Below are 25243 nucleotides of genomic sequence, written 5' to 3'. Positions count from 1 at the left end.
GGCCCACCATGGCTGACACCCTGACCGCCCACACCCGGACCGCCCGCGCCGCGGCGAACCCGCGGCGCCGGGCCCAGCGAAGGAAACGCCGCCTGGCGATCGCCTTCGTACTGCCCGCCCTGCTGCTGCTCGGCGCGCTGGTCGTCTATCCGGTCGTCTTCTCCTTCGGCCGCAGTCTCTTCGACGCCAGCGGCGACCGATTCGTCGGCGCCGGGAACTACGCGGCGATCATCGACGACCCGGCCACCCTCAAGGCGATCCGCAACAGCACCATCTGGGTCGTCGTCGCCCCCCTCCTGCTGACCGGACTCGGGCTGATGCTCGCCGTGCTCACCGAGAAGGTGCGCTGGGCGACCGCGTTCAAGCTGGTGCTCTTCCTGCCGATGGCCGTGTCGTTCCTCGCCGCGGGCATCGTCTTCCGGCTCGCCTACGAGCAGGACCCGAACCGGGGCGTGCTCAACGCGGTCGTCGTGGGCGTGCACGACACCTTCGACGACACCGCCGCCTATCCGACGGCCCGTGCCCGCGAGGGTCAGGGCCTGACCGGCAGGGCGGGCGGCCCGTACAGCACCGAGCAGACCGTACGTCCCGGCGGTACGGTCAGCCTCGGCTTCGTCGGGGTGGCGCCCGGCGCGATACCCGCCGATGCGAAGGCCGCCGCTGCCGCGACGCCCGGCGCGGACGGAATCGGGGGCGTGGTCTACCTCGACTTCGCCCCCGGCGGCGCCGGCACACCGGGCAAGGCCGACCCGGGCGAGAAGGGCCTGCCCGGCATGACGGTCGAGGCCGTACGGGACGACGGCCGGGTGGCCGCGACCACGACCGCCTCCGCCGACGGGTCGTTCCGCTTCACCGGGCTGGCCGACGGCGCGTACACCGTACGGCTGCCCGCGGCCAACTTCGCGGCGCCGTACCAGGGCGTGAACTGGCTCGGCCCGGCGCTGGTGACGCCGGCCATCATCGGTGCGTACCTGTGGGTGTGGACCGGCTTCGCGATGGTCCTGATCGGCGCCGGACTCGCGGCGATCCCGCGCGATGCGCTGGAGGCCGCGCGGATGGACGGGGCCAGCGAGGGCCAGATCTTCCGCAGGATCACCGTGCCGCTGCTCGCGCCCGTGCTCACCGTGGTGTTCGTGACCCTGGTGATCAACGTGATGAAGGTCTTCGACCTCGTCTACATCATTGCGCCGGGACCGGTCCAGGAGGAAGCGAACGTACTGGCCACGCGGATGTGGCTGGTCTCCTTCGGCGGCGGCAACGACCAGGGGCTCGGCAGCGCGCTGAGCGTGGTGCTCCTGCTGCTGGTGGTCCCGGCGATGGTCTTCAACATCCGGCGTTTCCGAAGGAGCGGAGCATGAGCGGCCACAGCACCATCGAGCGTCGGCGGTCCCGGCGGGCGACACCGCCTGTGAGGCCCGTCCCGGCCCCGTCCGCGCCGGGACCGCGTCGCAGGAGCCGGCTGTCGCGCTGGCTGAGCAGCTCGGTCGTCCAGGGCCTGCTGATCCTGGTCGCCCTGGTATGGATCACCCCGCTGGCGGGTCTGTTCCTGTCCTCGATGCGCTCCGAGCAGGACAATGCCTCCGACGGCTGGTGGACCGCGCTGACCGACCCCTCCCAGCTGTCCCTGGACAACTACAGCGCCCTGTTGAAGGACTCCGGCATCGCGGAGGCGTTCGGGAACACCGTTCTGATCTCGGTCCCCACCACCGTCCTGGTGGTCGCCATCGCGGCACTCGCCGGGTACGCCTTCGCGTGGCTGGACTTCCCCGGCCGGGACGGCATCTTCCTCGTGGTCGTCGGGCTGCTGGTCGTGCCCGTGCAGATCGGGTTGCTGCCCGTGGCCAAACTCTTCGGCGCGGTGGGACTGTTCGGCACGATCGCCGGAGTCGTCCTGTTCCACGTCGCCTACGGGCTGCCGTTCGCGGTCTTCCTGCTGCGCAACTACTTCGCCGAGATACCGCGCGAGATGCTGGAAGCCGCCCGGATGGACGGCGGCAGCGAGTGGCGGATCTTCTCGCGGCTCGTGCTGCCGCTCGGCCGGCCGGCCATCGCGAGCCTGGCCATCTTCCAGTTCCTCTGGGTCTGGAACGACATGCTCGTGGCGCTGCTCTTCGCGGACAGCGGGTCCCAGCCGCTCACGGTCGCATTGCAGTCCCAGATGCGGCAGTTCGGAAGCAACATCGGCGTCCTCGCGCCGGGTGCGTTCCTGTCGCTGGTGGTCCCGCTCATCGTCTTCTTCGCCTTCCAGCGGCACTTCGTCCAGGGGGTGATGGCCGGCTCGGTGAAGTAGCGGATCGGCGCGCCGGCCCTTACGCAGTGGCCGGGGCCGGCGCCGGTGTGCGGGGCATGATCCGCATGCGGTCCCCGTCGAACGCGACCGTCTCGCCCGGCAGGATCAGCACGCCGGATTCACCCTCCTGGCAGGTGCGGCCGATGCGGCGGACCTGGACTGCCGGGCCCAGGACTCCGGCCATGAAAATGGTCGGGTCGACCTCCCACCCCCGCGCATCCAGCCAGCGCTCCAGCGCCTCGCTGTCCGCACTCTCCGCTCCGCGCGGCCAGTCGTACGTGCTCACCATGCCTACCCCCTGTAGCTGGTCGGATCACCGCGCCAGATGGTGCCACCCGCCTCCGACAGCCGCACGGCAATACCGAGGCTCCCCTACGCAGTGGTACCGGCGGGGCCTGCTGGATCCATGGCGACAGCCGGGGCTGCTCTGGGGATCGAAGGCACAGCCCCGATTCGCCTTGATTTCGTCAACGCCCCCTGTGAGCGACACCACTGACGGCCTGAAAGGCATCCGTTCGGGGCGAGGTCACGTGCGTCGGCCGCCGCAAACGTGACAGACGCGACAGGAGGAGCAAACTGGCCGGAGCCCTGCCGCTGCGTGCGGAGCCGGAAGGGCCGAGGAGAGGCAAGGTGGCCGACGTGGCGGAACCATCGGCGGACGCCGAGGACGGCGGGGCTTCCGTCGAGCTCGGGGGCTACCGGCAGGAGCTGACTCCGCGGCGAACCTGGCCGAGGAGGCCAAGGATCCCTTCCGCACCGTCCCGCGCGCGATCGTGGGATCGGTCGTGGCGGCCGGGATCCTGGGCATGGTCTTCCTGATCACGCTCACCGTCGCGATCGAGGACATCCCCCGGATCAGCAGCGACGGCTCGCCGGTCGCGGCGATCATGCGGGATCAGCTCGGTGCGGTGATGGAGAAGACGCTGCTGGTCGGGATCACGTTCGCGTTCTTCGGCGCCGGGATCGTGGTGATGGTCACGTGCTCACGGCTCGTCTACGCGATGTCGCGCGATGGGCGCTTCCCCGCGCACCGCTTGATGCGGCGGGTCAACCCCCGTACGCAGACGCCGATCCCGGCGACGGTCCTGATCTTCTCCCTCGGGCTCCTCCTGATGGTCGCGCTGCCCGGCGCCGTACTGCTGGAACTGATCACGGCGTCGACGATCCTCCCGGCGATCACCTACGGCTCCACGATCGTCCTCTATTTGGCAGTGCGCAGACGGCTGGCGCGCAAGAAGGGCCCGTTCGACCTGGGGCGGTTCGAGCTGCCGGTTGCCGTCTGCGCGCTGGTGTGGACGCTCATCGCGCTGTTCGTGCTGGTGACACCCGGGGAGGCGCTCGTCTCCGTGGTGATCGTGGTCGGACTGCTCCTCGTGGGCGGGCTGTTCTTCCTCGTCATGCTGAAATTCGACCGCGAGGCGCTGGAGACCGAGCCGGGGGACGCGAGCGCCTTCATGCACTGACGCGAAGGCTTCGTTGTCGGTCGGGCGTGCGACGATCCAAGTCATGATCGTCTCGCTGGAACCACTGCTTCCCGCCACCGGCCCGCACGCTTCGACCACGTACGCCGACTGGGTCGCCGCACACGACCCCGACGCGGTCGACGTCGCGCGTGACCTGATGGAGGGCATGCGCACCGAACTCGGCCGGTCCTGGACCAAGCCCGGCCGGTTCGTGGACACGATGGCGGCGCGGGCACGGCGGCTGCCGCCTGCGCATCTGCCGTGGTTCTGGGACACCGTGGGCCACCGGTTGATCGGCTACGGGAGCAGGCCCGGCGGGCGGGCCTACGCCGCGGCGCGGGCAGCCGAGGCCCAGCACGGGCTCCCGGTGGATTCCGGATACCGCAGGGCCAATGCACTGCTGTTCGCTGCGGGCGGGGCCATGCCGGCCAAGGAGTTCGGGGCCCATCAGCGGCTCCTCGCCGAGACGCTGGAGCCGGCCGCCGCGCACACGGCGCTCGAGGCGTTCCTGACCGCGTGGGCGGGATCGGCGGCGGACCTGCCGGCGGATCTGGTGCGCCGGGTACGGGGCTCCGCCAAGGCTGCCGGGCACGGGGACGGGGAGATCGCGCGGATGGTGGGCGCGATCCTGTCGGTCACGCGGAAGAAGTCCGTGCCGGACGCACTGCTGGATGCCGCGGGCCCGGTCCTGTCCGCCCATCCGCCGGCGGACGCGATCGCGGCGGGGCTGGTCGAGGTCTTCCCTGACGGGGTCACCGACGGCGGGGCCTGGCTGCGGATGCTGATCGGCTGCGGCGCGGCCGAGGCCATGGCGGCCGGACGGGTGGTACCGGAGGGTGGACTGCACCACTGGGTGGGGCACTTCGTGCACATGTACCAGTACGCGGCGCAGTCCGGCGGCGGCGTCGCGCGTCAGCAGCTGCCGGTGGAATTCCTCGACCTGGTGGGCCGGTTGGGGCCGCGGCTGCGGTCGGAAGGCACTGCGGTAACCGTGCACACCACCCGGCACCACTACCAGGGCTTCGACGCGGACGTGTTGGACGCCTGTCTGGCGGCCGGGGTGGCGGTCTTGGACCCGGGCCCGGAGATGCGGATGCGCTTCTGGGCCGAGCGGTCCCGGCGGGACCTGTCCGCGCTGGCCGCCGACCCGGTGTTCGGCCCGCGTCTGGAGGGGACCGTACACGCGGACCTGCTGCCGCGGTGGACGCCGGAACGGCGGCGCCGGGCCGGGTCGGCGGTCACGCTGCTGCCGGGCAACGAGGGCATCGCCCACGAGGTCGCGGGGCGCGTGGGCAAGCTCGTCGACACCGTCGCGGGCGGCGGCATGGCCGGAGCCGAGGAGGCCGTGGCCGAGCTGGAGACGCTGCTGGACCGGCCGACGGTGTCGGCGCTCGGCGGGATCTGCGACGCCCTCGCCGAGGCGGGAGCGGCGGGGGCGCTGCGGCGCTCGCTCGCGGCCGGGCTGCCGGAGGAACTGGCCTGGCCCGCCCTGGAGTCGGTGTACGCGGATTTCGCGGCGGGCGCCGGGCCCGAGGAGGCGGACGGGGCACTGCCGGGGGTGGCGGGGGTTACCAGCACGTGGCCGGTGCTGACGGTGTTCGGGCGGGACCGGGCGGTCGCCGTCGATCCGGACGGGGTGCGGGGATCCTGCCGGTTCACGGTGCCCGACGACGCGACCATCTATGCGGTCCACTACGTGGGCGGCTCCTTCCTGGTGAGCTGGACGCCCGGGAAGAGCGCCTACCACTGCGACACCGCCGTCTGGGCCGACCACCCCGAAGAGCCGTTCACACCCGACGAGGCGGGCGGGCTGGTGCCGTACGGCGGCCGGCTGGACGGGGCGTACGGTTTCCAGTTCGAGACGGCCGACGGGGGCGGGCGGCACGGCGGCGCCCGGGTGCTGCGGCCCGGCGGGACGGAGGGGATCGACCGGGACGAGCTGCAGCTCGGCGACGGCGCCCGGATCTGGACCAACGCCGTCTTCGGGCGGCGCCCTTGGGAACTCGCCGACCCGGTCACCGGGGAGCCGCGGGGCTCGGTGGCACTGCCTGCCTTCCCGGGTCGCGTCGCGAGCGCCGATCCCGCCGCGGAGCCGTCCGAGGCCGGCATGGCCCTGGCCGTGGAGGCCCTCCAGCTGGCGCCGCTGCCCGCGGGGCTGCCCGACTCCCCGCTGGGCAGCCGCGACGGGCTGGTCGGGACCCGCGTCCTCTTCCGCACCGGGCACCGCGACCCCGCACCCAACCACTACCTGGTGGAGAGCGTGGACGGGCGCTCCGCCCGCTTCGACATCGACCGGCAGGGCCAGCAGCCGTGGGGCCTGTGGGCACCGCCGGAGGGGGCAGTGGAGGACGTGGTCCTCGCCGAGGCGCAGACCCGGACGGGGGTGCGCGCGTACACGGCCGGCGGAGTGCTGCTGTGGGAGCTGGACGGGCACGACGCGCCCGGGCACTCGCAGGGCGGGCCGGCCCGGCAGGTCACCGTGTCGGGGGGCGTGGCCCTGCCGCCGGCCTTCTGGTACCTGCTGCGCACCCGGGACACCGCGGGTTCCCGGACGTTGCGGACGGTCGGGCTCACGACGGCGGAGGCCTTGCTGGAGGGCGCCCTCGACGGTCCGGATGCGCTGCGCACGGCCGTGGCCCGGGAGTTGCCGGAGGTCACCGACCCGGTGCTGGTCGAGGCCGTGGTGGCGCTCGCCGGGCGGGCCACCCGGATGGAGGAGCGCAGGCTCGCCCTGCACCGGCGGGTCACCTTGCTCATGGAGGCGCCGCCGGCGCCGCCGGGCCGGTCCGCGCCGGACACCGAGCTGCTGCCCGCGCTGTTCGGGCTGGTCTCGGACGGTGAGCCGGACCCGTGGCGACGGAGCCCGGTCGTGCCCTTGGCGGCGACGCTGACCGCGTTGGCCTCCGACGGCGCCTGCTTGGCGGGGACCCTCGTGGAGGAGGTGCGCCGGCTCTCGCCGCCGGCGCCGCCGCACGACTGGTCGCAGCTGATGGGCTCGATCGACGCCGCCGCCTGGCGGGCGGCCGTGGCACCGACCCCGGACGGGGCCCGGGCCGCCCTGGTCGCGCTGCTGGACACCTGGGCCGACCAGCCGTTCGCCCGCGCGGGCACCCGGTGGTGGGTCGGCCGGGCGTCCGCCGAGCTCCTGGACGGGCTGCGCGAGCAGGGGATCGCGGTGGCGTCCTGCGCGGTGCGGGCGGGCGGGTCGGAGTGCTGGTTCGTGGCGGCCGCCGCCGAGGGCCCGACAGGCGACCCGGTCCCGGCGGCGGTGCCGCAGGCGCGCTGCGTCCGCGTGGAGCGGGACGACGCCGCCCGGCTGCGGGCCCTGGTCGCGGCGGTCGAGGCGCACGGGCCGGTCCCGGTGCCGGAGCCGGCTGCCGCGCGCTTCGCCGAACTGACGGGCGTACGACGGGCGGTGGCCCGGCTGGTGGTGTCAGGTCTGGACGGCCGGCCCGACCGCGACGAGGACCGCGCCTTGGTGCGCAAGGCCCCGTACAAGGCCGCGCCGATGACGGCCGAGTCCTACGACCGGCTGCGCGCGCAGCTCGGTGGCACGGGCCGACGGGCCGTCCTGGCGGCGGCACTGCCCGAGGATCCGGCAGAGCTGTGGCGGCCCGGCGGGGTCGAGGCGGCCGTGGAGCGGATGGCCGAGGTGTGGCGGGAGCGCATCGGGGTGCAGCCGGCCGTGCACGACGAGGCGGCCGACACCCTGGAGGCCGAGCTGGAACTCCCCGAGGTGTGGGCCCGGCGGCTGGCGGGCGGGTACGAGGCGGCCGAGGACACGACCGTGGAGGCGGCCGGCTGGGAGCTGGCGGCAACCCCGTACGGCATCGGGGCCGAGGTCCGGGCCGTGCCGCCGGCCGGGCCCGGGCTGCCCCACCGCACTCCGGTGGGCCTCTCGTGCCGGCAGATCGCGAGCGCGCTGGTGTGGGCGTGGACGGACCGGCCCGTCGGCGATCCGGCGGTGGCCGGCGCGATGGCCCTGTACGAGCGGCTGCGCGCCGAACTGGATCGTCCGGAGCTGCTGGTGGCGCTGCCCGGTGGGCGGGTCCAGGACACCTCGGCGCGGATCGCGGAGCGGTTCGGTCCCGGGCAGCTGCCGGTGGCGATGGACGGCCGTAAGGAGGAGGGGCCGGTCCCGGTGACCGCGTACGACTCCGGGCCGCTGGTGGTGTGCGCGCCCGGCGGTGCCTCCTTCCTGCGACCCGCGGCGGTGGCCGACCCGGAGGTGTGGCAGCGGGTCCGGGAGGTCACCGACCTGGCCGAGGAGCTGGACCGAGTGGCACCGCTGCTGACCGGCGGCGGGCTGGAGCGGATGATGTTCCGGGCCCGATCGGGAGCAGTGCCGGCCGGGGCGTACGAGGCGGATCCGCGGCAGTCCTGCCCGGAGCTGGTCGCGCGGGCGGCGCAGCAGCTGGGCATCGGCCCGGACGCGGCGGCGCTGTACCTCCAGCTGGCGACGCTGGCAACACCCACCGACCGGAACGTACGGCGGTGGAACGGCTGGTCGGCCAAGCAGCACACGCAGGCCCGGACGGAACTGCTCGGCACGGGCGCGGTGGTGGAGGCCAAGCGGGCGCGGGCGGGCCGGACCCTGTTCCTGCCCGGGGAGTGGACCGAGCTGAAGGCCCCGCACCTGCCCTTGGAGACCGTGAAGCTGGCGGCGCACGCGGTACGGCCGCTGTGGCGCGACCAGATCCGCAGCCCGTTCGGGCGGGTCCTGCCGACGGCACCGCTGCACGAGATGTTCACGGCGGCCTGGGAACGGGTCTGCGGCGGCGCGGCAGGCGGGGGCAGCTGAGGCCCGGCGGCGGCCGGCCCCGTGGGCGGGTCAGCCGAGGAGGAGCGGCAGTTTCGCGGCCAGCTCGCCGAGTTCGGCCCGCTCCGCGTCGGTCGGGGTCCGGCGGCCGGTGCCGATCAGGAGGGCGTCCTTGTCGGTGAACGACGCGGGGAACGCGGCGCCGGCGATCTCCTCCAGCATGGCGCGGGATCGAGCCGGCCCCTCGGGGGGCGGTTCCGCCATGTCCGGGAGGTGCGCGATCAGGTCGAGGTGGTGCAGCGTCCATTCGAGGACGTACGCGGTGAGGTAGTCGCCCGCGGTGAGGACCTCACCGCGGGTGCTCACCCGTGCGCCGGGATCGGCGAGTTCCGCGGCGCGTCCGGCGGCGGAGCCGACGTCGTCGAGGTGGAACGTGAGCAGGCGCGGTTCCTCGTACGCGGCGGCCAGCCGGACGGTCAGCGCGTCGAGCGGATCCTCGCCGGTCGGCGGCCGGTCCTCGACGTTCCAGTAGGTCACCGCGTCGACGGTCGGTTCCGCTTCGGCGGGGGTGACGAGGGTGATCAGGACGTCCTGCGCGTCGATGATCAGGTGGCACACCAGGTCCCGCACGAGCCAGCCGGTGCAGCCGGACGGCTGCTCGAAGGCCGTGTCCGGGAGCGCGGCGACCGCCGTGCGCAACGCCGTCCAGGAGCGTGAGAAGAGATCCACACCGGCACGGTGGTGCGGGGCCGGAATGCCGGACAAGTCCGCAGCGTGAGCCAGTCGTCGCCCGCCGCGTCCTGCGCGAGCGCGTCCATGCCGAACACACCGGCCTGCGGGGGCGGCGGACCGTACGAGACCGCCTCCCGTACCCCGCTCCAGCCCTCCACCCGCCGTGGCGCGGCGAAGCGCAGCGCGCCGACCGGGGGCTCGGCGTACGGGATGCCGCGGAAGACCGCCACGCCCGCTTCCCGGCTGCCCCGCAGCGCGCCGGCGGCCGCCCGGACTTCGGGCTGGGGACCGGAGGGCTCGTACGCGGCAGTGGTCATCACCATTCCCTCAGGCGGATCGACGGGGCTCACGGCGGCCCCGGACCCTGCGCAGCATCCGCCCTCTCTGGATGCGGCGCTAACCAGTTACGTACGCCGCGCACCGCTGCACCGGCTCTCCCGCCGTGAGCCGGTACCGGGCCCGGCCGTCGAGGAGCAGGGGCACGAGGGCCCGCAGGGGCTGGCGCAGCGGGACGAACGCACCACCGTCGGCGGCGGAGCGTACGACGTGTACGCCGTGGAGGGCGAGCCGGTCTCCGACCTCGGTGTACTGGGTGGCTGTGAGGTGGTAGCCACAGGGTGGATCGGTCAGGGTCTCGTCCTCGGTCGCCGGGCGGTCGTCGGTGCCGCCCAGCAGGATCGGGCTCTCGTCCTGGTAACCGGCCAGTCGGGCGGAAGCCGTCACCGCCGCCGGCGTGCCCGCACGCTCGGAGAGGTAGGTGAACAGACCCCGAAGGCCGGTGAGCTGGGAGCTCACCCGGCGCCGGTGATTGAGGGCCGGATCTGCCCTTTCCGCGTCACCGGCCGCTTCGATGCGGCTTTCGATGAGCAGCGTGACGGCGTGTTTGATGCCGGCCGTGTTGCGCAGGATCCGCTCCTGTCCGTCGCCTGCGGTCTGCTTGACGGGGGCGCCGGTCACGGGGTCGGTCCGGATGCCGTACGTGCCGGTGGAGTACCCGGCGGCGTGCGCCGCCTTCCGTACGAAGGCCCCGGACAGCTCGCGGGCCTGCGCGTACACCCCGGGGTCGGTGTTGAGGTTGCGCGGCCAGAGGTCGAAGAGGTCCTTGTCGTACGTGCGGGGCGTCGCCCGGTACTCGTGCAGGTCGTAGACGACGTCCGGTCGCCGGTCGCGCAGTACGGCGGCGATCGCACGCGCCTCGGGCGAAGTCAGGGCGATGTGATCGCGGTTGATGTCGGTGCCGTCCGCGTTGGCCCGGGTGGCGGCGGCCCGCCCGTCCGGGTTGGCGGTGGGGACGACGAGGACCGTGGTGCGCGCCAGGAGCCGCCGGGTCGCCGGGTCACGGGCGTACGCGAGGTCGCGGACGGTGGTCAGACAGGCCTCGCGTCCCGCCGGCTCGTCGCCGTGCTGGCTGCACACCAGCAGGACCGTGACCGCTGCACGGGTGCTGCCCAGGCTCACGAGCCACAGCGGGCGGCCGTGCGGGCTGGTGCCGATACGCCCTAGGACAGCGCCCTCGCCGTGCCGGTCGACGGTGTCCAGCAGGGCCTTCTCCTCGGACTCCGTGGTCCAGCGCGCCCCGTACGTGGCCTCGAATCCCGTGCGGGGTGCGGCGTCGGCCGCTCGGGCAGGGGCGGCCGTCAGGGGCACGGCGAGAGCGATCGCGGCGAGGCCCAGGGCCGATGCGGCGAGAGCGAGCCGGTGGAAGGGCACAGGGGGCTCCAGCACGGTCGAAAGGATCACGATGTGATGGCAACGGCCCTGGTGATCGATAGGTCACGCCCGCCCGGCGCGAGCCGGTGGACCACTCCTCCGGGCTCTTCTTCGGAACATCATCCATAAGTACAAACTTGGATTATTTTACCCAACCGAGATGCTTGAAGGCGTGTCCGGTGATCGCAACTTCCGGCCTGCCGGAGAAAACTGGTCCGCCATCGAGAGCCAATACGCATGTCACCGACGCAGAACCTCACCCGGGACTGTTTCAGCAAAGTAATGCGGAGGTATCACGATTGAGCTGCACCAGGACGGACAACCGAAAACCTGCAGACGGCCACCTGCCGAACCGCCGCATCGGCGCGGGGTTCACGTTCTTCCTCATAATCTCGCTGGCCAGCTTCACCGGTCCCGCCGCCCAGGCCGAGGCGGCCTCACCGTACGGCGCCAAGGCCGTCGCAATTGCCGCCTCCAAGCGGGGCGCGCCGTACGTCTACGGAGCGACGGGGCCGAAGGAATTCGATTGCTCGGGCCTCACGCTCTACGCTTTTGAAAGGGCCGGCCGGAAGCTTCCCCGTACGGCCGACGAACAATATGAACGTACGCGCCACATCCCACGCGTTCAGCGCGTGCCGGGCGATCTCGTCTTCTTCCCCGCAGGCGCGACCATAGGACATGTGGGAATCTACGCCGGTCACGACAAGATCTGGCACGCCCCACGGCCGGGCACCCGCGTCCGGCTCGAGCGCATCTGGAGCGGAAACGTCCGCTACACCCGTGCCACCTGAGCAGGAGGCAGAGCGATGACCGATGCACCCGCGCCCAAGCACTACGCACTCCGATGGAACGGCGACACCCGCACGGCTCCACCTGCTGTGGGCGGCGAGCGGGACACGCTGGCCGCGGTCCTGGACTGGCAGCGGGCCACCTTCGAGCTCAAGTGCGCCGGCCTGTCCCCGGAGCAGCTGTCCGAGAAGGCCGTGCCGGCGTCCGCGCTGTCCCTGCACGGCCTGGTCCGGCACCTGGCCGGGGTCGAGCGCTGGTGGTTCCGCATCCAGTTCGCCCACGAGGACGTCCCGCTGCTCTACTACTCCGACGACGACCCCGACCAGGACTTCGACAGCCTGGACGGTGACGTCGAGGAGGCCTTCGCCGTGTGGCGGGCAGAATGCGAGCGATCCCGGCAGATCACTGCCGCCGCCTCGCTGGACGGGACGGGGATCCGCAAGAGGACCGGCGAGCCGATCTCACTGCGCAAGATCATGGTCGACATGATCGCGGAGTACGCCCGGCACAACGGCCATGCGGACCTCCTCCGCGAAAGCATCGACGGCGCGACGGGGATGTGACCTGGCAAGCTGTCCCGGTCGGGATGCCGCCGGGCATCCCGGAGCCGAGGGGAGGTCCTTGCGTGGGTGTCGGTGGAGTGCCGTGGGAGCACGGCCCTGTCTCAACGGCTCGGCACGCGCCTCCCTTCGACCCGGAGCTGGGTGCCGCGCTGGCGGCCATGGGCGAGGGGACGAAGGAGCCGGTCACCGCGGAGGGCCTTGCGGCCAGGCAGGAGCACGACGCTGCGGCCCGGCCCAGGCCGACGGTTCGGGACCTCCGGGCCGGCGGCCGGTTCGAGGTGGAGGAGCTGCGGGCGCCGGGACTTCGGGACGGGAGGGAGGTCACGCTCGTCAGTGCCCGGCCCGCCGGGACCACCGGGCCGCTGCCGCTCCTGTACTACATGCACGGCGGCGGAATGATCATGGGTAATGCATGGTCCGTCCTTCCGCGGCTGCTGCGCGAATGGGCCCTGCCGCTGCAGCTCGCGGTCATATCCGTCGAGTACGGACTGGCGCCGCAGGCGCAGTACCTCGAACCCGTGGAGGACTGTCATGCCGGACTCGTCTGGGCGGCTGATCACGCGGCCGGGCTGGGCCTCGACCCGGACCGCATCGTCGTCGGAGGGAAGAGCGCCGGCGGTGGACTCGCCGCAGCGCTCGCCCTGTTGACCCGCGACCGGGGCGGGCCGGCTCCGATCGGTCAACTGCTCCTGAGCCCGATGCTCGACGACCGCAACAACACGTTGTCCGGCCACCAGATGGCCGGCCTCGATCCCTGGGACCGGACCTCCAACGCGACCGCGTGGCAGGCGCTGCTCGGCGACCGGTACGGCGCCGCCGACGTTGCGCCCTACGCGGCCCCTGCTCGCGCCACGGATCTTTCCGGGCTGCCCTTCGCCTACATCGACGTCGGGTCGGCCGAGACCTTCCGGGACGAGGGCGTGGCCTATGCCGATGCCATCTGGCAGTCCGGCGGCGAGGCCGAACTCCACGTATGGCCCGGCGCGTTCCACGGCTCCGACACACTCGCACCGCGGGCGGCCCTCAGCCAGGAGGCCCGCGACGCCCGCTCCCGCTGGCTCCGGCGGATCGTCGGTCGCTGACCTTCCGGGCATGGCGCCGCGGCCCGTCCCCCGCCGGGCCGCGACGCCTCACTTCAGCTCATCACCGGGTCAGGTCAGGCGGCCGGGTACCAGACGGTCCCGCTGCCGCCGTGCTGGGTGAGGGTGGCCTCGATGATGCTGCCCTCCGCGAAGTAGCGCGGGTGCTGCTGCAGGAAGCCGGCGAACGAGTCCAGGGACGTGGCGTCACAGACGCCGTCCGTCTGGATGCAGTGGCGCTGGACCGGGACACCGGGGAACTCCTCCGGCCCGGTGCCTGGCGAGTACGCCACGAACGGGATGAGAACCCCCTCGGGGACCAAGTGCCAGAAGCCGGTGCCGGGCTGCATGGGATCGGAGTAGAGCATGCCGTCGACCTGCGAACGGGGCACCTCGGTGCCGTTGTCGGCGATCGTCTGGAGCAACAGGTCGCCGACCCAGGCGCCCTGGGAGTAGCCCGCGATCGTGAAGTGCGCCGTGGGGTCGGCGCGGTATGTGCTCTCCAGGGCGGCCAGGGCGTTCCAGTAGCCCTGGTTCACGCTGTCGCCGAAGCTCGGCGCGAACGGCGCCGGCATCTCGTTGTGGCTCCCGACGAACGGGCCGCCGCTGGCCACGTAGCAGACCGGAACCGCGATGCCGCCGTTCAGATGCTGGTTCGCGGCCGCGAAGCTCGTGGTGCAGTCGGGGGCGTCGGCGGCCGCGCCGGTTCCGCCGATCTCGATGTAGTAGTGGTTCACCGGGGCGGCGTGTGCGGCGGGCGGCACGGCGGCGGCGCCGGCGAGCACCAGTGCCGTCGACGCGAGGACGGACTTGAGGCGGCGGGCGAGCCTGCTCGGCTTCTTGGTGGACATACCGGTCAACTCCCTTGGGTTCGGGGTGAGCGCCGCGTCGGAGGCGGCGACCGGTGCCCATCGTGCCGTTCACGCTGGTCAGCGGACCATGCCAACGACCGGCCATATGTGGCCGGTCGCCCAAGTACAGTGTTGCCACAGGGATCTGACAGGGATCTGACAGGAAATCCGACACGTGGTCAGACACGGATGGCAGGCCGGAGCATGGCCGGTGCGAGGGGCGTCTGAGTGACCAACCAGTTCGGCGCACTACTCCGCGGGTTACGGCTCGAGGCGGGGATGACGCAGGAGCAGTTGGCCGAGCGCTCCCGGCTGGGGGTGCGTACCATCCACCGGCTGGAGACCGGCAAACCCACCGATGCCCGAATGGGAACGGTGAAGCAGGTCACGCACGCCCTGGCCGACGCGTTGCGGCGCGACCGCGACGAGGTCTGGACGGAACTGCTGGCCGCGCAGCGCGCTCACGGCGCCCCCGCCGAGGGCGTCCCCGCGACGCGCGCTCCCGTACCCGAGCCTCCGGAATCACCCGAGCCGGTACAGCAGGCCCAGCCGGTGCCACACACCACGCTGTCGCCGTCCCGGGGAGCCCTGGCCGAGGTCGCCGAGTCGCTCGCCCTCGATGTGTACAGCCGCTGCGTCCGCGAGGAGGAGCAGCGCCGGATCCACGACCCGTTCCCGCTGCCCGTACGGTGGCGGTCGGCGCCTGAGGACCTGCTGGACCACTGGGACAACATCCGCGGCACTCCCCCCGGGGCCGTCTCCACCCCGCTGTCCCTGGACGGCGGCCTCGCCGATATCGCCGACGTCTACCGGCGCGTCCGGTCCGGACGGCTGGTGGTGCTCGGCCGGGCCGGCTCCGGCAAGACCGTCCTGATCCTGCGGTTCGTCCTCGACCACCTGCGCAAGCGCTCCGACGGCGAGCCCGTGCCGGTGGTCTTCAGCATCGGATCCTGGGACCCGACCGTCACGACGCTGCGCGACTGGCTGATCGACCGCCTGCTGCGCGACCACCCGAACCTCGACGCGCGCGCACCGGGCGGCTCGACGCTGGCCGCCGCCCTGGTGGACGCCGGATGGATCCTGCCGGTGCTCGACGGGTTCGACGAGATCGCCACCGGCCTGCTCGGCCGTGCCCTGCAGGAGCTCAACACGAGCTCGCTGCCGCTTCTGCTGACCAGCCGTACCGAGCAGTTCGCCGAAGCCGTCACGGTCGAGGTGCTCCGCAAGACCGCCGGCATCGAACTGATGGACCTGAACACCGACGACCTGGTCCACTATCTGCCCCGCACCGCGCGCCCGACCGCACCGACCGACCGGAACGTACGGAGCGGACGGGACGGACGGGACGGACGGGACGGACGGGACGGACGGGACGGACGGGACGGACGGGACGGACGGGACGGACGGGACGGACGGGACGGACGGGACGGAAGAGCCGCCACCCTGTGGGATCCCGTCCTGGAGCGGCTGCGCACGGACCCGGACGGCCGGGCCGGAGCCAACCTCGCGAAGGTGCTGAGCACTCCGCTGATGGTCCTGCTCGCCCGGACCGTCTACAGCGACACCCCGGCCCAGGACCCGGCCGTACTGCTGGACACCACCCGCTTCCCGACCCCGGAGGCCATCGAGGAGCACCTGCTCGCCGACTTCGTGCCGACCGTCTACCGCCGCCGCCCCACCACCGCGGCCGGCGCCCACCACCTGCGCCGGCCCCGCACCTGGGACCCGCAACGCGCCCGGCACTACCTGGGTTATCTCGCCGAACACCTGGACCGGCCCGAGCAGCACGAACGCCAGGACCTGGCGTGGTGGCAGCTGCGGGACTCCCTGCGGCCGTCCTCCCGCATCCTGGCCGTCGTACTCGCCTGCTCCCTGGTCACCGCCGTCGCCGACTGGCTGGTCTTCCCGGCCAAGAACCTCGCCGCCGGCCGCAGCCCCGCGTTCGCACTGGGCGCGGGCCTGCTGGACGCGCTGCTGTTCGGCCCGGCGGTCGGCCTCGCCTTCGGGCTGGTCTACGGGCTCATGACCGCGTTCCGGATCAAGGCGTTCGAGCCGTCCCGGGTGAGAATGCGGCTGCCCGGCCGCGGCCGGCGGGCCGGCGGCCCCTCCGCCCGCAGATTCGCCACGCTGTTCTCAGCCGGGCTGCTGGGCGGCTTCGTGATGGGCCTCGGGTGCGGGCTCGGCTCCAGCGCGGTACCGCAACTGATCAACGGCTACCTGGTGGTGAACCCGGCGGTGATCGAGGCGACGGTCGTCAACTCGCTCGTGTACGGGCTCACGTTCGGCTTGGCGGGAGGCCTGGTTCTCGGGCTCACGGCCACCCTGGAGACCCCGATCGACCTCGGCTCCGCCGCCACCCCGACGGACCTGCTGGCCATCAACCGCAGCATCGTGGTGCGCCAGACCCTGTTCCTGGCCCCCATGCTCACCCTGATGATCGCCCTCGGCGGGCGGCTGATCACCGCGCTCCTCCAGGGTCTGGCCGGCCCTCTCCTGTGGCCCATGGCCGACGGGCTCGCGCTCGGCGCGGTCGGCGGGCTGGCCGGCGCACTCTCGTACGCCCTGGCGTTCACCGCCTGGGGCCAGTGGGTACTCCTCACCCGCATCTGGCTGCCGCTGACCGGCCGCCTCCCCTGGGCCACGGTCGCGTTCCTCGACGACGCCTACCACCGCGGCGTGCTGCGCCAGGTCGGCGCCGTCTACCAGTTCCGCCATGCACGCCTCCAACGCCACCTCCTCACGTACGGCTGATCCCGTGCCCGATCTCCGCGGCGACCTCGGCGTGGGCGAGGTACTCCTCGATGCTGTGCGCCCGGCCGTTCGCGTTCTCCACGGCCATGTCGGTGAGCTTGCCCCAGGTCTCCCCCAGCGGACAGCCCAGGGCGACCGTGTCGGTGGGACACCAGGCATTGACCCAACGACGCACTCTGGCCGACAGGTTGGGGCCGGGAGGCAGCAGCCGGCTGTACACCGTGTCCAGACCCAGCGGGCTGCCGGTGCTGACGAGCAGTGAGACGTCCAGCCGCTCCGGAAGCCGGTGGACGAGGTCCATTCCGACGACCGTGCCGAGGCTGTGGGTGACCAGGACGATTTCACCGGAGGACGGCAGGGTGTCGAGCACGCTGGTCAGGACTGCGTCACGGACGGCTCGGTCGTCCAGGTACGCGTCGACGTCACGGAACCGGGTGGCGATGGCCAGCGCGTCCATGTCGGTCGTGGCGGCCAGCCAGCTCACCGCCTGGCGCAGACGTCCGGCCAGCAGGCTCCCGATGCTTTCGTCGGCCGTACCGCCGTCCTGCGGCATGCCGGCTTTCGCCGCCGCTTCCAGGATGAGCTGCTCGTACAGGCCCGTCGTCGACTCGGCGGCGAAGGCCTCCGCTGCCGAGTGGCCGTTCAGCTCCTCGAACGGGCCGGCGGCGGAGACGGCCTCGTGGCCTCCGGCGCTCTCCCTTCGTCTGATGGCCTCGATGATCCGGTCCGCGTAGAAGGGGAACCACACGTCCGCCGGGTCGACGGTGGGGAGACCGGCGCGGGTGAGTCCATGGTTGAGCCCTGCCGTCCAGCCACGGCGGAGCTCCTCGGGTTCGTGCTCGTGCTGGCTGCGGCCGTGGAGGAAGACCAGGTGCCGTCCGCCCGCGGAGGGAGTGCCGCGGGCGGGCAGACCGCTGCGGATCACTGCGGTGCCGATCGGGCCGGCCGCCTCGTGCGGGGAGCCCGCGGCGGGGAGCGGGGACGGGGCCTCCGCCACCGGGGCCGGGGCCGGGACCGGGGCGGAGACCGGAGCAGGGACCGGAGCGGAAACGGGAGCGGCGACGGGAGCGGCGACGGCGGGGCCTTGCTGGAGGCCGGACTCCGGCCCCATCTCTGCCAGCAGCGCACTCTGCTCGGGTTCCGGCTCCAGCGCGGCGAGGTGCTTGAGGATCGAGCTCACGCGCGCGCCCTCGTTCGCGATGTAGTCGATGGCGTCGTCGGGGTCGCCGGGGCGCGCGATGCCGCCGTTCTTGAGCAACCTGTTGCCTTGGGCATCCTCCCTCGCCACACCGCTGTGATGGAGGGCCACGACCTCCCACTGGTCGTTGAAGACCGGTGATCCCGAGTTTCCGCGCTCGGTGTCGGTCGTGTAGTGAAGGAACTCGGGCAGGCGGTCCTGGACCGTGTTGTCCCTGAAGGCGACCTCCTTGAACCGGCCCCCCGGGTGGCCGATGACGTTCACCCGTTCACCCAGAAGCACCTTGCCCTGCTGGATGCTCAGCCGGTTCCAGCCGAAGATCTCACCCGGGCGGCGCCCGTCGGCTGCCGCGGCGACCGCCACCAGCGCGAAGTCGAGGTGCTTGTCCATGACGAAGAAGGCCACAGGATCGAGAGCGAAGCGGACGGCCGCGTCGGGGGTGTTGTCGATGGTGTTCTGGACGCTGAACTCGACGAAGCAGCGCTGGCTGAACGCCTCGTGCAGCAGGACGTGCTGGTTGGTCATCAGCAGTCGGGGCGAAACCATGAAGCCGGTGCCGTGCGGCTGCTCGCGGCCCTCCGTGCGGATGGAGATCCGGGCGACGGTGGCGGCGGCGCGCGCGCCCCGTGGCAGGAAGCTCCACGGCTGGGACTCGTTGGCGATGTTGATGATGCGCTCGTTGGCGTCGGCCTCGGTGAGCGGCGCCGCGCGAACGCCGTCAACCACGGCCGAGGGCGGGACGCCACCTCTGTCGATGAGCCTGCCGGCCCGCGCGGCCACGTACTCGGCCGAGTCCGGGAACCGCGTCCCCTCGGCCTGACGCTCTTCCACGATACGGCGCGTGCTGCTCGCGTCGCGATAGCGCCGGCTCGCCGCAGCCTGCTGCCGCTCGAGCGCCTCGCGTGCTTCGTCCATCTCCGGCAGCTGAGACATGGGATCCGCCGTTCCGTCGTCGAACAGGTCACCTTCCAGGGAGCAGCCGTGGGACCGCGCCCGCAACAAGTGCGGGGCCACTTGAGTCGTCCCGTCGATGAAGCGATCCCGCCCCCGCCCCCATCCCGTACGGGGCGCGGACCGCGGGGCGTCTCATGCGTACGGTCCACCCCGGATGCGGCACGTGCCGGAACCTGGCCATGCTGGCCGAGACCCCACAGCAGGCAGTCCGCAGCCGCGCAGCAGGCGGAGGAGGAGTCTTGGCACATCTGGCTCGGATTCCGTTGGACGGCGGGGGCAGCCTTCTGGTCGAGGCCCCGGCCGGCTTGGCGGGACCGGTGAAGGCCGGTCTCCTCAGTGATGCCGTTCACGACCTGCCGGGCAGCCTGCAGGAGTCGCTGGAACCGATCACGGAGGCGGCGCGCGCCACCCTGGAGCAGCTGCGCAAGGCCCGCCCCGATGCGATCACCGTCGAGTTCGGCGTCGACCTCGCGGTCCAGGCCGGGGCCGTGATCACCAAGACCCGGGCCAACTGCCACTTGAAGGTGACGGTCCAGTGGACGAGCAAGGCCCCGTCCTCGACGAAGTGACCGGCATGTTCACCGGTCGGGCTCGGAGTGCCAGTGGACTGCGCCCGTGCCCAGGGCGATCGTGACGCGGGGCCGCATGGGCTCGTCGCCGCGGCGGGAGAGCAGCACGATCTCCTCGACCCGCGCCGGCATGCTGCCCAGCCGGGCAGCGCACTCCACCGCCAGACGCCGCGGCTCGTGGGTACGGCCCAGTGACAGGTGCGGTGTGAAGGTCGGGAATCGCCCGCCGCAGAGCGGGAACGGCTCCGTCAGGGCATCCTCGAGCGCCGTCCAGGGCGCGAGGCCGGCCGCGGCCGGGTCGAGCCACACGGTGGCGTAGGCGCGGTGCCGGAAGGTACGCACCCCGCTCAGCCGGATCTCGAAAGGGTCCGTTTCCGCGACGGCAGCTGCCAGCAGTGGGGCCGCCGCCGGAAAGTCGGCCTCGGGGACGAAGCCGAAGACCAGGTTCACATGGGGCGGCCAGCGGCGGATCTGGGGGTCGTGCACCGTACGGATGCTCTGGATGACGGGCCACAACCCGGCCGGGGGCAGCCACACCACGGCGGTCCATGGTGTGGGAGCCACCTCCATCAGTGCGCTGATCAGCCGCGGCCTCCGTCGGAGGGGCCGCGCACCGGGGCCGGGCGCCAGGGTGCGAATGCGCTCGCCGTGCGCGGCAGCAGGCCCGCCAGCTCGGGACAGTGCCGCAGGACGATGCTCGTCATGCCGTTGCGTTCGATCCAGTCCATGCCGAGCGGTGTGTAGACCTCGGGCCGGAAGTCGACCGTGAGGAAGCGGTCGCTCTGCAGCCGCCGGCTGGCCATCAGGATGAAGATGCGGAAGGCCGTGTCGCTGAAGCCGAAGCCCTGGGGCGGATTCTCGGCGAACAGCCCGACCATGGTGTCGATCTGGTCCACGTCACGGTAGACCTCCTTCAGCCGCGCGACCGTGTCCGGATCGGAGGAGAGGTCCTCGAAGCGGCGCAGGCGCGGCTTGTGCAGACCGGCCCGGAAGTCGTTGTACCGCGGCACACCGCGGCGCCGGGTGCGCACCAGGTCGACCACGGACAGGTCGATCACCTCGCCGTCCCTCTCGAACGCCTGGAGGGCACGGGGGTAGTTGTGCAGGGTGATCGCGCCGGGGTGGGCGATGCCGAGTGAGTACAGCGAGTTGGCCAGACCGGTCTTGCGGATGAGCGGCTCCGCCGCGGTGCCCTGCAGGTCGTTGAACCCGAGGGTGTCGAGCCTCCGGCCGAGCCGGTGGTCCACGATCTCGAAGTCGTCCGGCAGCAGCGGGTGCATGCGGTAGACGGTGACGAAGTCCTCGGTGAGGGAGTACGGCGCGGCGTGGTGGTCCGGCAGGGTCTTCGGGATGCCGGTCAGCGAGTGCGCCTCGAACAGCCACAGGCCCAGCTGCGTGAGCCAGTTCTTGGGCGGTCCCTGCCAGTTGGTCTTCAGACCGATGTCGATCGTCTCGGTGGCGAGGATCGCGGGGGTCCACTCGACCGTGTGGATCTTGGCGATGAGAGCGGAGACGACGAGCCGTGCCGTGTGGTAGATGCGGTCCTCGTCCAGCTGTGGGTACTCCTGCCGCAGCGCCTCGCACACGGCGTTGTGCTCCCGGGCGAAGAGGGTGTGCATGGCGCTGAGGCCGAGCCACCAGCTCTCCGCGAAGCCGGTGAGGGGGAAGCCGTTCGGGCTGAAGGGCAGGTGCCCGTCCTCCAGGCGCAGCTCGGCGCCGCCGTCCGGGTCGCGCAGGGACGTTCCGGCGTCCTTGGTCCCGCCGTAGACCTCCGAGCCGTCCCACCAGTGCGAGGCCGCATTGCCGAACAGGATGGGCGGCGCTTCGCCGTCGGCGGCGCCGAGGCTCTCGTTCTCGGCGAAGCGCATCACCGTCTCGGGCCGTCCGCCAGGGGTGTTGCTCCAGGTGACACCGGGCGGGAGCGGCACCTCGACGCTCTTCGTACCGGTCGGGTAGCGCTTGTGGTTGACCCAGTCGTGCACCTGGAACTGGATCCACGCGGCGGCCAGGATGTTCAGCGACCGTGCGGGGATGAACGCGTCGCGCTGGAGCAGCTCTCTGCTGACGGTCACCGGGTTGGGCGTGTCGAACAGGTCGGGCCGGTAGACGGGCGGGAGGTTGCGGCCGAAGGTCGATCCGACGGCCCCCATCTTCGGTGCGGACAGGTCGTTGTAGGTGCCGTCGTAGCTCCGCGCGACCCGCATCTGCTCATCGACGGGTGCGGGCACCGGCTGGGCCTTGGGCGGAGCCTCGTGGATCTCGGTGTCGATGAGGTTGTACCGGCGCAGCGCCTGCCGCAGCGTCACGAGGTTGAGCAGGCCGAGCCGGGTGGGCAGCCGATGCCAGGGGACGAACCGGTTGAGGGCCTCGAAAGCGGCGTCGAGCGGTACGCCCAGCACGGCATTGCGGTGCGGCTCGGTGGTGAGGAAGCGGTGGCCCAGGCGGTGGGCGCTGCTGGCCTCGTAGGCCACCTTGCGGGCACGGTTGAGGTTGCCCAGCGGCCGGAACTCCTCCGTCGTGTTCCACGGGTTGAACACCAGCTGGTCGACCCGAACCGCGGCAGCCCGCGCCTGGGCACTGTCGATGTCCTGGCGCGGGATCGTCAGCGTCGCCACCCGGACGACGGGCGCATCCGCCTCCGTCCACTCGGTCGCTCCGTCCTCGATGGGCGTCCGGCGGGAGTCCACGTAGCGCTGGACGTACAGCTCGAAGACGACGTCCGCCTTCTTCAGTCGCTGTGCGAGCTCGTGGTGCAGGTGGTCCGGGTCGGTACGGGAGGGGCTCGGGGCCGGTGCCGCGTGCGCGGCGGGCCGCAACTGGTAGCGCACGGGTCCCTGATCGCCCCACAGGATGGCGCCGCGGCTCCAGTACGTCTCCAGCGCCAGGCTGTGTACGGTACGGCTCGTTCCGGCGCGTACGTTGCGCCGCATGCGCGCGGCCGTGGACCAGCCGACCGCGAGGGGCAGGGTGAGGAACAGCCCGGATGCCTTGCGGAGCGTCGTATCGGCACCTGCCATGGCCTTTGCGAATTCGACGAACTCGCGTGCGTTGCGCGCATGGGAGACCGGGAAGCTGGTCATGAGGAGGTCGTGGGCCTCGTCCGGCCCCACCTCGATGCGCAATGCCGCTCCCCGCAGGTCGGGGGTGTAGTCGGGCATGCGGGCGCCGTTCGCATTGGACAGCCGGACGGTGACCGGGTATTCGGCCGCAGGACTCGCGAAGCCGGTCCGCAGGTCCTGGGGCAGGTCGTCGACGAACGCCAGCCGGGCGTTCTCCACGCCGAGGACGGCCTTCGCGTGGAACGCCCGCTCGATGCCCGCTGCGCCGCTGCGCTTCCTGGCCTTGAGCTGGACCCGCATGAGCTCACGGGCGAGCCGCTCGAAGACGAGCCGTTCCGCTTCGGGGTCGCCGCCCACGTAGCGCTCGTACTGCCCGATCTCGTGCATCTGTGCCCCTTCGCGAAGGCGCCGGCCTCGTCGTCCGGACGCGATGGCGCCAACGACGACGAGGCGACGTTGAACGGCTGCCCGTGACGGTGGCTGCGGGCATCTTCGTCACACGCAGCAACTTTGACCGACCCGTGGGGCTACGTCGCGCGGAGCAACGCAGACGGGTACATCGAGGTCGCCGCCCGACCGTCGTGCTGCGTTCCCGCCCACGAGCCTCTTCACCCGAATGGACCCGTGCGATCAGCCCGACCGGGTCCCCGCGGGGAGACTGATACGCAGGATGACGGCACAGCAGGCATCGGATCGTCGTCCTCGCCCGATGCGGCAGGGCATGGATGAGGGAGTGCCGATGAGAGTCTACGAGGCCATCGTCAAGGGGCTGGAAGGCATCGGGGTCCAGGCCGCATTCGGCGGTGCCGGCGAGAACGCCGCCGGTCTGATGCTTGCGCTGAAGCATTCCCGACAGATCCGACCGGTCATCACGCGGCACGAGCAGGCCGCGTCCTTCATGGCCTGCGGTTACGCGATGTACACGAATCAGCTGGGCTTCTGTTTCGCGACGGCCGGGCCCGGTGCGTTCAACCTCTTCTCCGGGCTGGCCGTGGCGATGTCCGACTCCTACCCGGTCCTCGCCGTCTCGGGATACGCGTCGATGAAATGGCAGGGATGGGGTTCGCTCAACGAGACCTCGGGCCTGAACCGCACGCCCGACTCCCGGGCCATGTTCGCGGCCACGACGAAGAAGTCCTTCCTGCTCACGGATGCCGCCGACACCTGCGACGTCCTCGAGGAAGCGGTCAACACCGCGTTCGAGGGGCGACCCGGGCCGGTACACATCCACGTACCCGAGAACCTCACCGAGCGCGGAATCGAGGTCACGGACTTCCGGCACATCCGGCTCGACGTCAAGCCGGTCGTGCCCGATCCGGCACGCGTGGAGGAGATCGCCTCGGTGCTGGCGGACGCCCTCACCGGGCGGAAGCGGATCGTGGCGCTCGTCGGCTTCGGCGCCGTCCGCAGCGGAGCGGGAGCGGAGGTCAAGCGGCTGATCGAACGGTTCCAGATTCCGCTGCTGACCACACTGGACGGCAAGGGCATCGTGTCCGAGGGGCACCCGCTCTCGGTGGGCGTCTTCGCCGACAGCGGCCACTCCAGTGCGTGGAAGGCCTTCCGCGAGGCGGACGTCGTGCTGTGCATCGGCAACTCCCTCAACCAGCACGCCACGTTCAACTACCGCGAAGACCTCTTCGAGAACAAGGTGCTCATCCATGTGAACATCTCCGAGGCCGAGTTCCACAAGGCCTACCGCCCTGACCACGCCCTGCTGTCCGACGCACGCCTGGCGGTGGCGGCCCTCGTCGAGGCCCTGGAGAAGAAGGTCGGCGAGGTCCCGAGGGCCGATGTCGACGGCCGGGACTACGAGGCCCGGCACATCACCCACCTGACGGGGCACATCCACCCCGGAGAGCTCGCCCAGGCGATCGGCCGGATGCTGCCCCCACAAGCTGTTCTGCTCGCCGACGCGGGCGCCCACCTGGCCTGGCTCGGCTACTACGTGGAGCTCGAAGAGGGGCAGCACTTCCGCAAGGCCGGTTCGTTCGGACCTATGGCCGGCCATGTCAACGGCGCCATCGGCCTGAAGGTCGCGCACCCGGAGCGGACGGTCGTCGTCGGCTGCGGCGACGGATGCTACTCGCTGTCCGGGTTCGAGCTGATGACCGCCGTCGAGAACGAGATCCCCGTCATCTGGGTCATCTTCGACGACCAGGAGTTCAAGCTGATCAAACTCTTCCAGCTCACCACCTACGGGGAGACGGGGCTGGTCGAGTTCCAGAACCCGGACTTCGCCGCCTACGCGCAGGCGTGCGGCGCCGACGGCTACCGCGTCGAGACGCTGGAGGAGTTCGAGAAGGCGTTCCGTGCGGCGCTGACCTCCGGCCGGCCCACCGTCATCGACGCCAGGATCACGCGGTGGGCCGTCCCGCACTACAGCCCCTCGCCCGACGGCGTCATCGCCGGTCTCGTCGAGACCATCGAAGCACGTCTGCGCGACTGACCGCCGGCCGGCTCGGCAGCCCTCGGGAAG

The 25243-nt window shown here is 71.9% G+C and carries 17 protein-coding genes and 1 pseudogene; 10 read left to right on the top strand and 8 right to left on the bottom strand.

Annotation, left to right across the window (positions count from 1 at the left end):
• Window positions 1-8: 8 nt before the first annotated feature.
• Both AB0M76_RS28585 and AB0M76_RS28580 read left to right on the top strand, forming a co-directional pair.
• Window positions 9-1358, top strand: coding sequence for an ABC transporter permease subunit (locus tag AB0M76_RS28585; RefSeq protein ID WP_365955596.1), 1350 nt, complete (start codon window positions 9-11; stop codon window positions 1356-1358).
• Window positions 1355-2290, top strand: coding sequence for a carbohydrate ABC transporter permease (locus tag AB0M76_RS28580; RefSeq protein WP_365955595.1), 936 nt, complete (start codon window positions 1355-1357; stop codon window positions 2288-2290). The genes AB0M76_RS28585 and AB0M76_RS28580 overlap by 4 nt, the downstream gene beginning before the upstream one ends.
• Before the next feature lie 19 nt (window positions 2291-2309).
• Here AB0M76_RS28580 and AB0M76_RS28575 read toward each other — a convergent pair whose 3' ends face one another.
• Window positions 2310-2579: a hypothetical protein gene (locus AB0M76_RS28575; protein WP_365955594.1), complete on the bottom strand. Its 270-nt coding sequence runs from the start codon at window positions 2577-2579 to the stop codon at window positions 2310-2312.
• Between the two features lie 361 nt (window positions 2580-2940).
• Here AB0M76_RS28575 and AB0M76_RS28570 point away from each other — a divergent pair, with 361 nt between their 5' ends.
• Window positions 2941-3753: an amino acid permease gene (locus tag AB0M76_RS28570; RefSeq protein ID WP_365955628.1), complete on the top strand. Its 813-nt coding sequence runs from the start codon at window positions 2941-2943 to the stop codon at window positions 3751-3753.
• 43 nt (window positions 3754-3796) lie between these two features.
• Window positions 3797-8554 (top strand): hypothetical protein, encoded by a 4758-nt coding sequence (locus tag AB0M76_RS28565; protein ID WP_365955593.1) that lies wholly within the window; start codon window positions 3797-3799, stop codon window positions 8552-8554.
• A 30-nt stretch (window positions 8555-8584) separates the two neighbouring features.
• Here the strand turns inward: AB0M76_RS28565 and AB0M76_RS28560 are convergent, their stop codons facing one another.
• The 3 genes and pseudogenes from AB0M76_RS28560 to AB0M76_RS28550 form a co-directional block, all read right to left on the bottom strand.
• Complete coding sequence (locus AB0M76_RS28560) at window positions 8585-9241, bottom strand: maleylpyruvate isomerase N-terminal domain-containing protein (protein WP_365955592.1); 657 nt, start codon at window positions 9239-9241, stop codon at window positions 8585-8587.
• A gap of 98 nt (window positions 9242-9339) precedes the next feature.
• A pseudogene (locus AB0M76_RS28555) lies at window positions 9340-9561 on the bottom strand (carboxylesterase family protein); the annotation flags it as partial.
• Between the two features lie 79 nt (window positions 9562-9640).
• Window positions 9641-10981: a M14 family metallocarboxypeptidase gene (locus tag AB0M76_RS28550; RefSeq protein ID WP_365955627.1), complete on the bottom strand. Its 1341-nt coding sequence runs from the start codon at window positions 10979-10981 to the stop codon at window positions 9641-9643.
• Window positions 10982-11343: 362 nt separating this feature from the next.
• Here AB0M76_RS28550 and AB0M76_RS28545 point away from each other — a divergent pair, with 362 nt between their 5' ends.
• The 3 genes from AB0M76_RS28545 (at window position 11344) to AB0M76_RS28535 (ending at window position 13388) form a co-directional block, all read left to right on the top strand.
• Window positions 11344-11745, top strand: coding sequence for a C40 family peptidase (locus AB0M76_RS28545; RefSeq protein WP_365955626.1), 402 nt, complete (start codon window positions 11344-11346; stop codon window positions 11743-11745).
• A gap of 15 nt (window positions 11746-11760) precedes the next feature.
• Window positions 11761-12306, top strand: a complete 546-nt coding sequence (locus AB0M76_RS28540; RefSeq protein ID WP_365955591.1) for a DinB family protein — start codon at window positions 11761-11763, stop codon at window positions 12304-12306.
• A gap of 158 nt (window positions 12307-12464) precedes the next feature.
• Window positions 12465-13388 carry an alpha/beta hydrolase gene (locus AB0M76_RS28535; RefSeq protein WP_365955590.1) on the top strand — a complete coding sequence of 308 codons (924 nt, stop codon included), beginning with the start codon at window positions 12465-12467 and terminating at the stop codon, window positions 13386-13388.
• Between the two features lie 74 nt (window positions 13389-13462).
• Here AB0M76_RS28535 and AB0M76_RS28530 read toward each other — a convergent pair whose 3' ends face one another.
• A complete protein-coding gene (locus tag AB0M76_RS28530) occupies window positions 13463-14236 on the bottom strand; it encodes a PE-PPE domain-containing protein (protein ID WP_365955589.1) in 774 nt (257 codons plus the stop codon).
• Window positions 14237-14464: 228 nt separating this feature from the next.
• On the opposite strand from AB0M76_RS28530, the gene AB0M76_RS28525 reads away from it, so the two are divergent.
• Window positions 14465-16987 (top strand): helix-turn-helix domain-containing protein, encoded by a 2523-nt coding sequence (locus AB0M76_RS28525; protein ID WP_365955588.1) that lies wholly within the window; start codon window positions 14465-14467, stop codon window positions 16985-16987.
• On the opposite strand, the gene AB0M76_RS28520 is transcribed toward AB0M76_RS28525, so the two are convergent.
• Window positions 16974-19118, bottom strand: a complete 2145-nt coding sequence (locus AB0M76_RS28520) for a serine protease (protein WP_365955587.1) — start codon at window positions 19116-19118, stop codon at window positions 16974-16976. The two genes, AB0M76_RS28525 and AB0M76_RS28520, sit on opposite strands and share 14 nt — an antisense overlap.
• Window positions 19119-19378: 260 nt before the next feature.
• On the opposite strand from AB0M76_RS28520, the gene AB0M76_RS28515 reads away from it, so the two are divergent.
• Window positions 19379-19708, top strand: a complete 330-nt coding sequence (locus AB0M76_RS28515) for a CU044_2847 family protein (RefSeq protein WP_365955586.1) — start codon at window positions 19379-19381, stop codon at window positions 19706-19708.
• A gap of 9 nt (window positions 19709-19717) precedes the next feature.
• Here the strand turns inward: AB0M76_RS28515 and AB0M76_RS28510 are convergent, their stop codons facing one another.
• Entirely contained in the window at window positions 19718-20278 is a 561-nt protein-coding gene (locus tag AB0M76_RS28510) for a 2'-5' RNA ligase family protein (protein ID WP_365955585.1), read from the bottom strand.
• Between the two features lie 11 nt (window positions 20279-20289).
• Complete coding sequence (locus AB0M76_RS28505) at window positions 20290-23154, bottom strand: peroxidase family protein (RefSeq protein ID WP_365955584.1); 2865 nt, start codon at window positions 23152-23154, stop codon at window positions 20290-20292.
• A gap of 352 nt (window positions 23155-23506) precedes the next feature.
• Here AB0M76_RS28505 and AB0M76_RS28500 point away from each other — a divergent pair, with 352 nt between their 5' ends.
• The gene (locus AB0M76_RS28500) at window positions 23507-25213 is read left to right on the top strand and encodes a thiamine pyrophosphate-binding protein (RefSeq protein ID WP_365955583.1); all 1707 of its coding nucleotides are present in this window, start codon (window positions 23507-23509) and stop codon (window positions 25211-25213) included.
• Window positions 25214-25243: the final 30 nt, after the last annotated feature.

The organism is Streptomyces sp. NPDC051364, assembly GCF_040682115.1.
Taxonomy (GTDB): domain Bacteria; phylum Actinomycetota; class Actinomycetes; order Streptomycetales; family Streptomycetaceae; genus Streptomyces.
This window is presented reverse-complemented; position numbering and strand designations above follow the sequence as displayed.

Excerpts from the sequence above, each read along its gene's own strand:
- AB0M76_RS28535 (WP_365955590.1), top strand. The coding sequence starts at position 12,465 with ATGGGCGAGGGGACGAAGGAGCCGGTCACCGCGGAGGGCCTTGCGGCC.
- AB0M76_RS28540 (WP_365955591.1), top strand. The coding sequence starts at position 11,761 with ATGACCGATGCACCCGCGCCCAAGCACTACGCACTCCGATGGAACGGC.
- AB0M76_RS28500 (WP_365955583.1), top strand. The coding sequence starts at position 23,507 with ATGAGAGTCTACGAGGCCATCGTCAAGGGGCTGGAAGGCATCGGGGTC.
- AB0M76_RS28585 (WP_365955596.1), top strand. The coding sequence starts at position 9 with ATGGCTGACACCCTGACCGCCCACACCCGGACCGCCCGCGCCGCGGCG.
- AB0M76_RS28530 (WP_365955589.1), bottom strand. The coding sequence starts at position 14,236 with ATGTCCACCAAGAAGCCGAGCAGGCTCGCCCGCCGCCTCAAGTCCGTC.
- AB0M76_RS28575 (WP_365955594.1), bottom strand. The coding sequence starts at position 2,579 with ATGGTGAGCACGTACGACTGGCCGCGCGGAGCGGAGAGTGCGGACAGC.
- AB0M76_RS28505 (WP_365955584.1), bottom strand. The coding sequence starts at position 23,154 with ATGCACGAGATCGGGCAGTACGAGCGCTACGTGGGCGGCGACCCCGAA.
- AB0M76_RS28510 (WP_365955585.1), bottom strand. The coding sequence starts at position 20,278 with ATGGAGGTGGCTCCCACACCATGGACCGCCGTGGTGTGGCTGCCCCCG.
- AB0M76_RS28520 (WP_365955587.1), bottom strand. The coding sequence starts at position 19,118 with ATGTCTCAGCTGCCGGAGATGGACGAAGCACGCGAGGCGCTCGAGCGG.
- AB0M76_RS28565 (WP_365955593.1), top strand. The coding sequence starts at position 3,797 with ATGATCGTCTCGCTGGAACCACTGCTTCCCGCCACCGGCCCGCACGCT.
- AB0M76_RS28580 (WP_365955595.1), top strand. The coding sequence starts at position 1,355 with ATGAGCGGCCACAGCACCATCGAGCGTCGGCGGTCCCGGCGGGCGACA.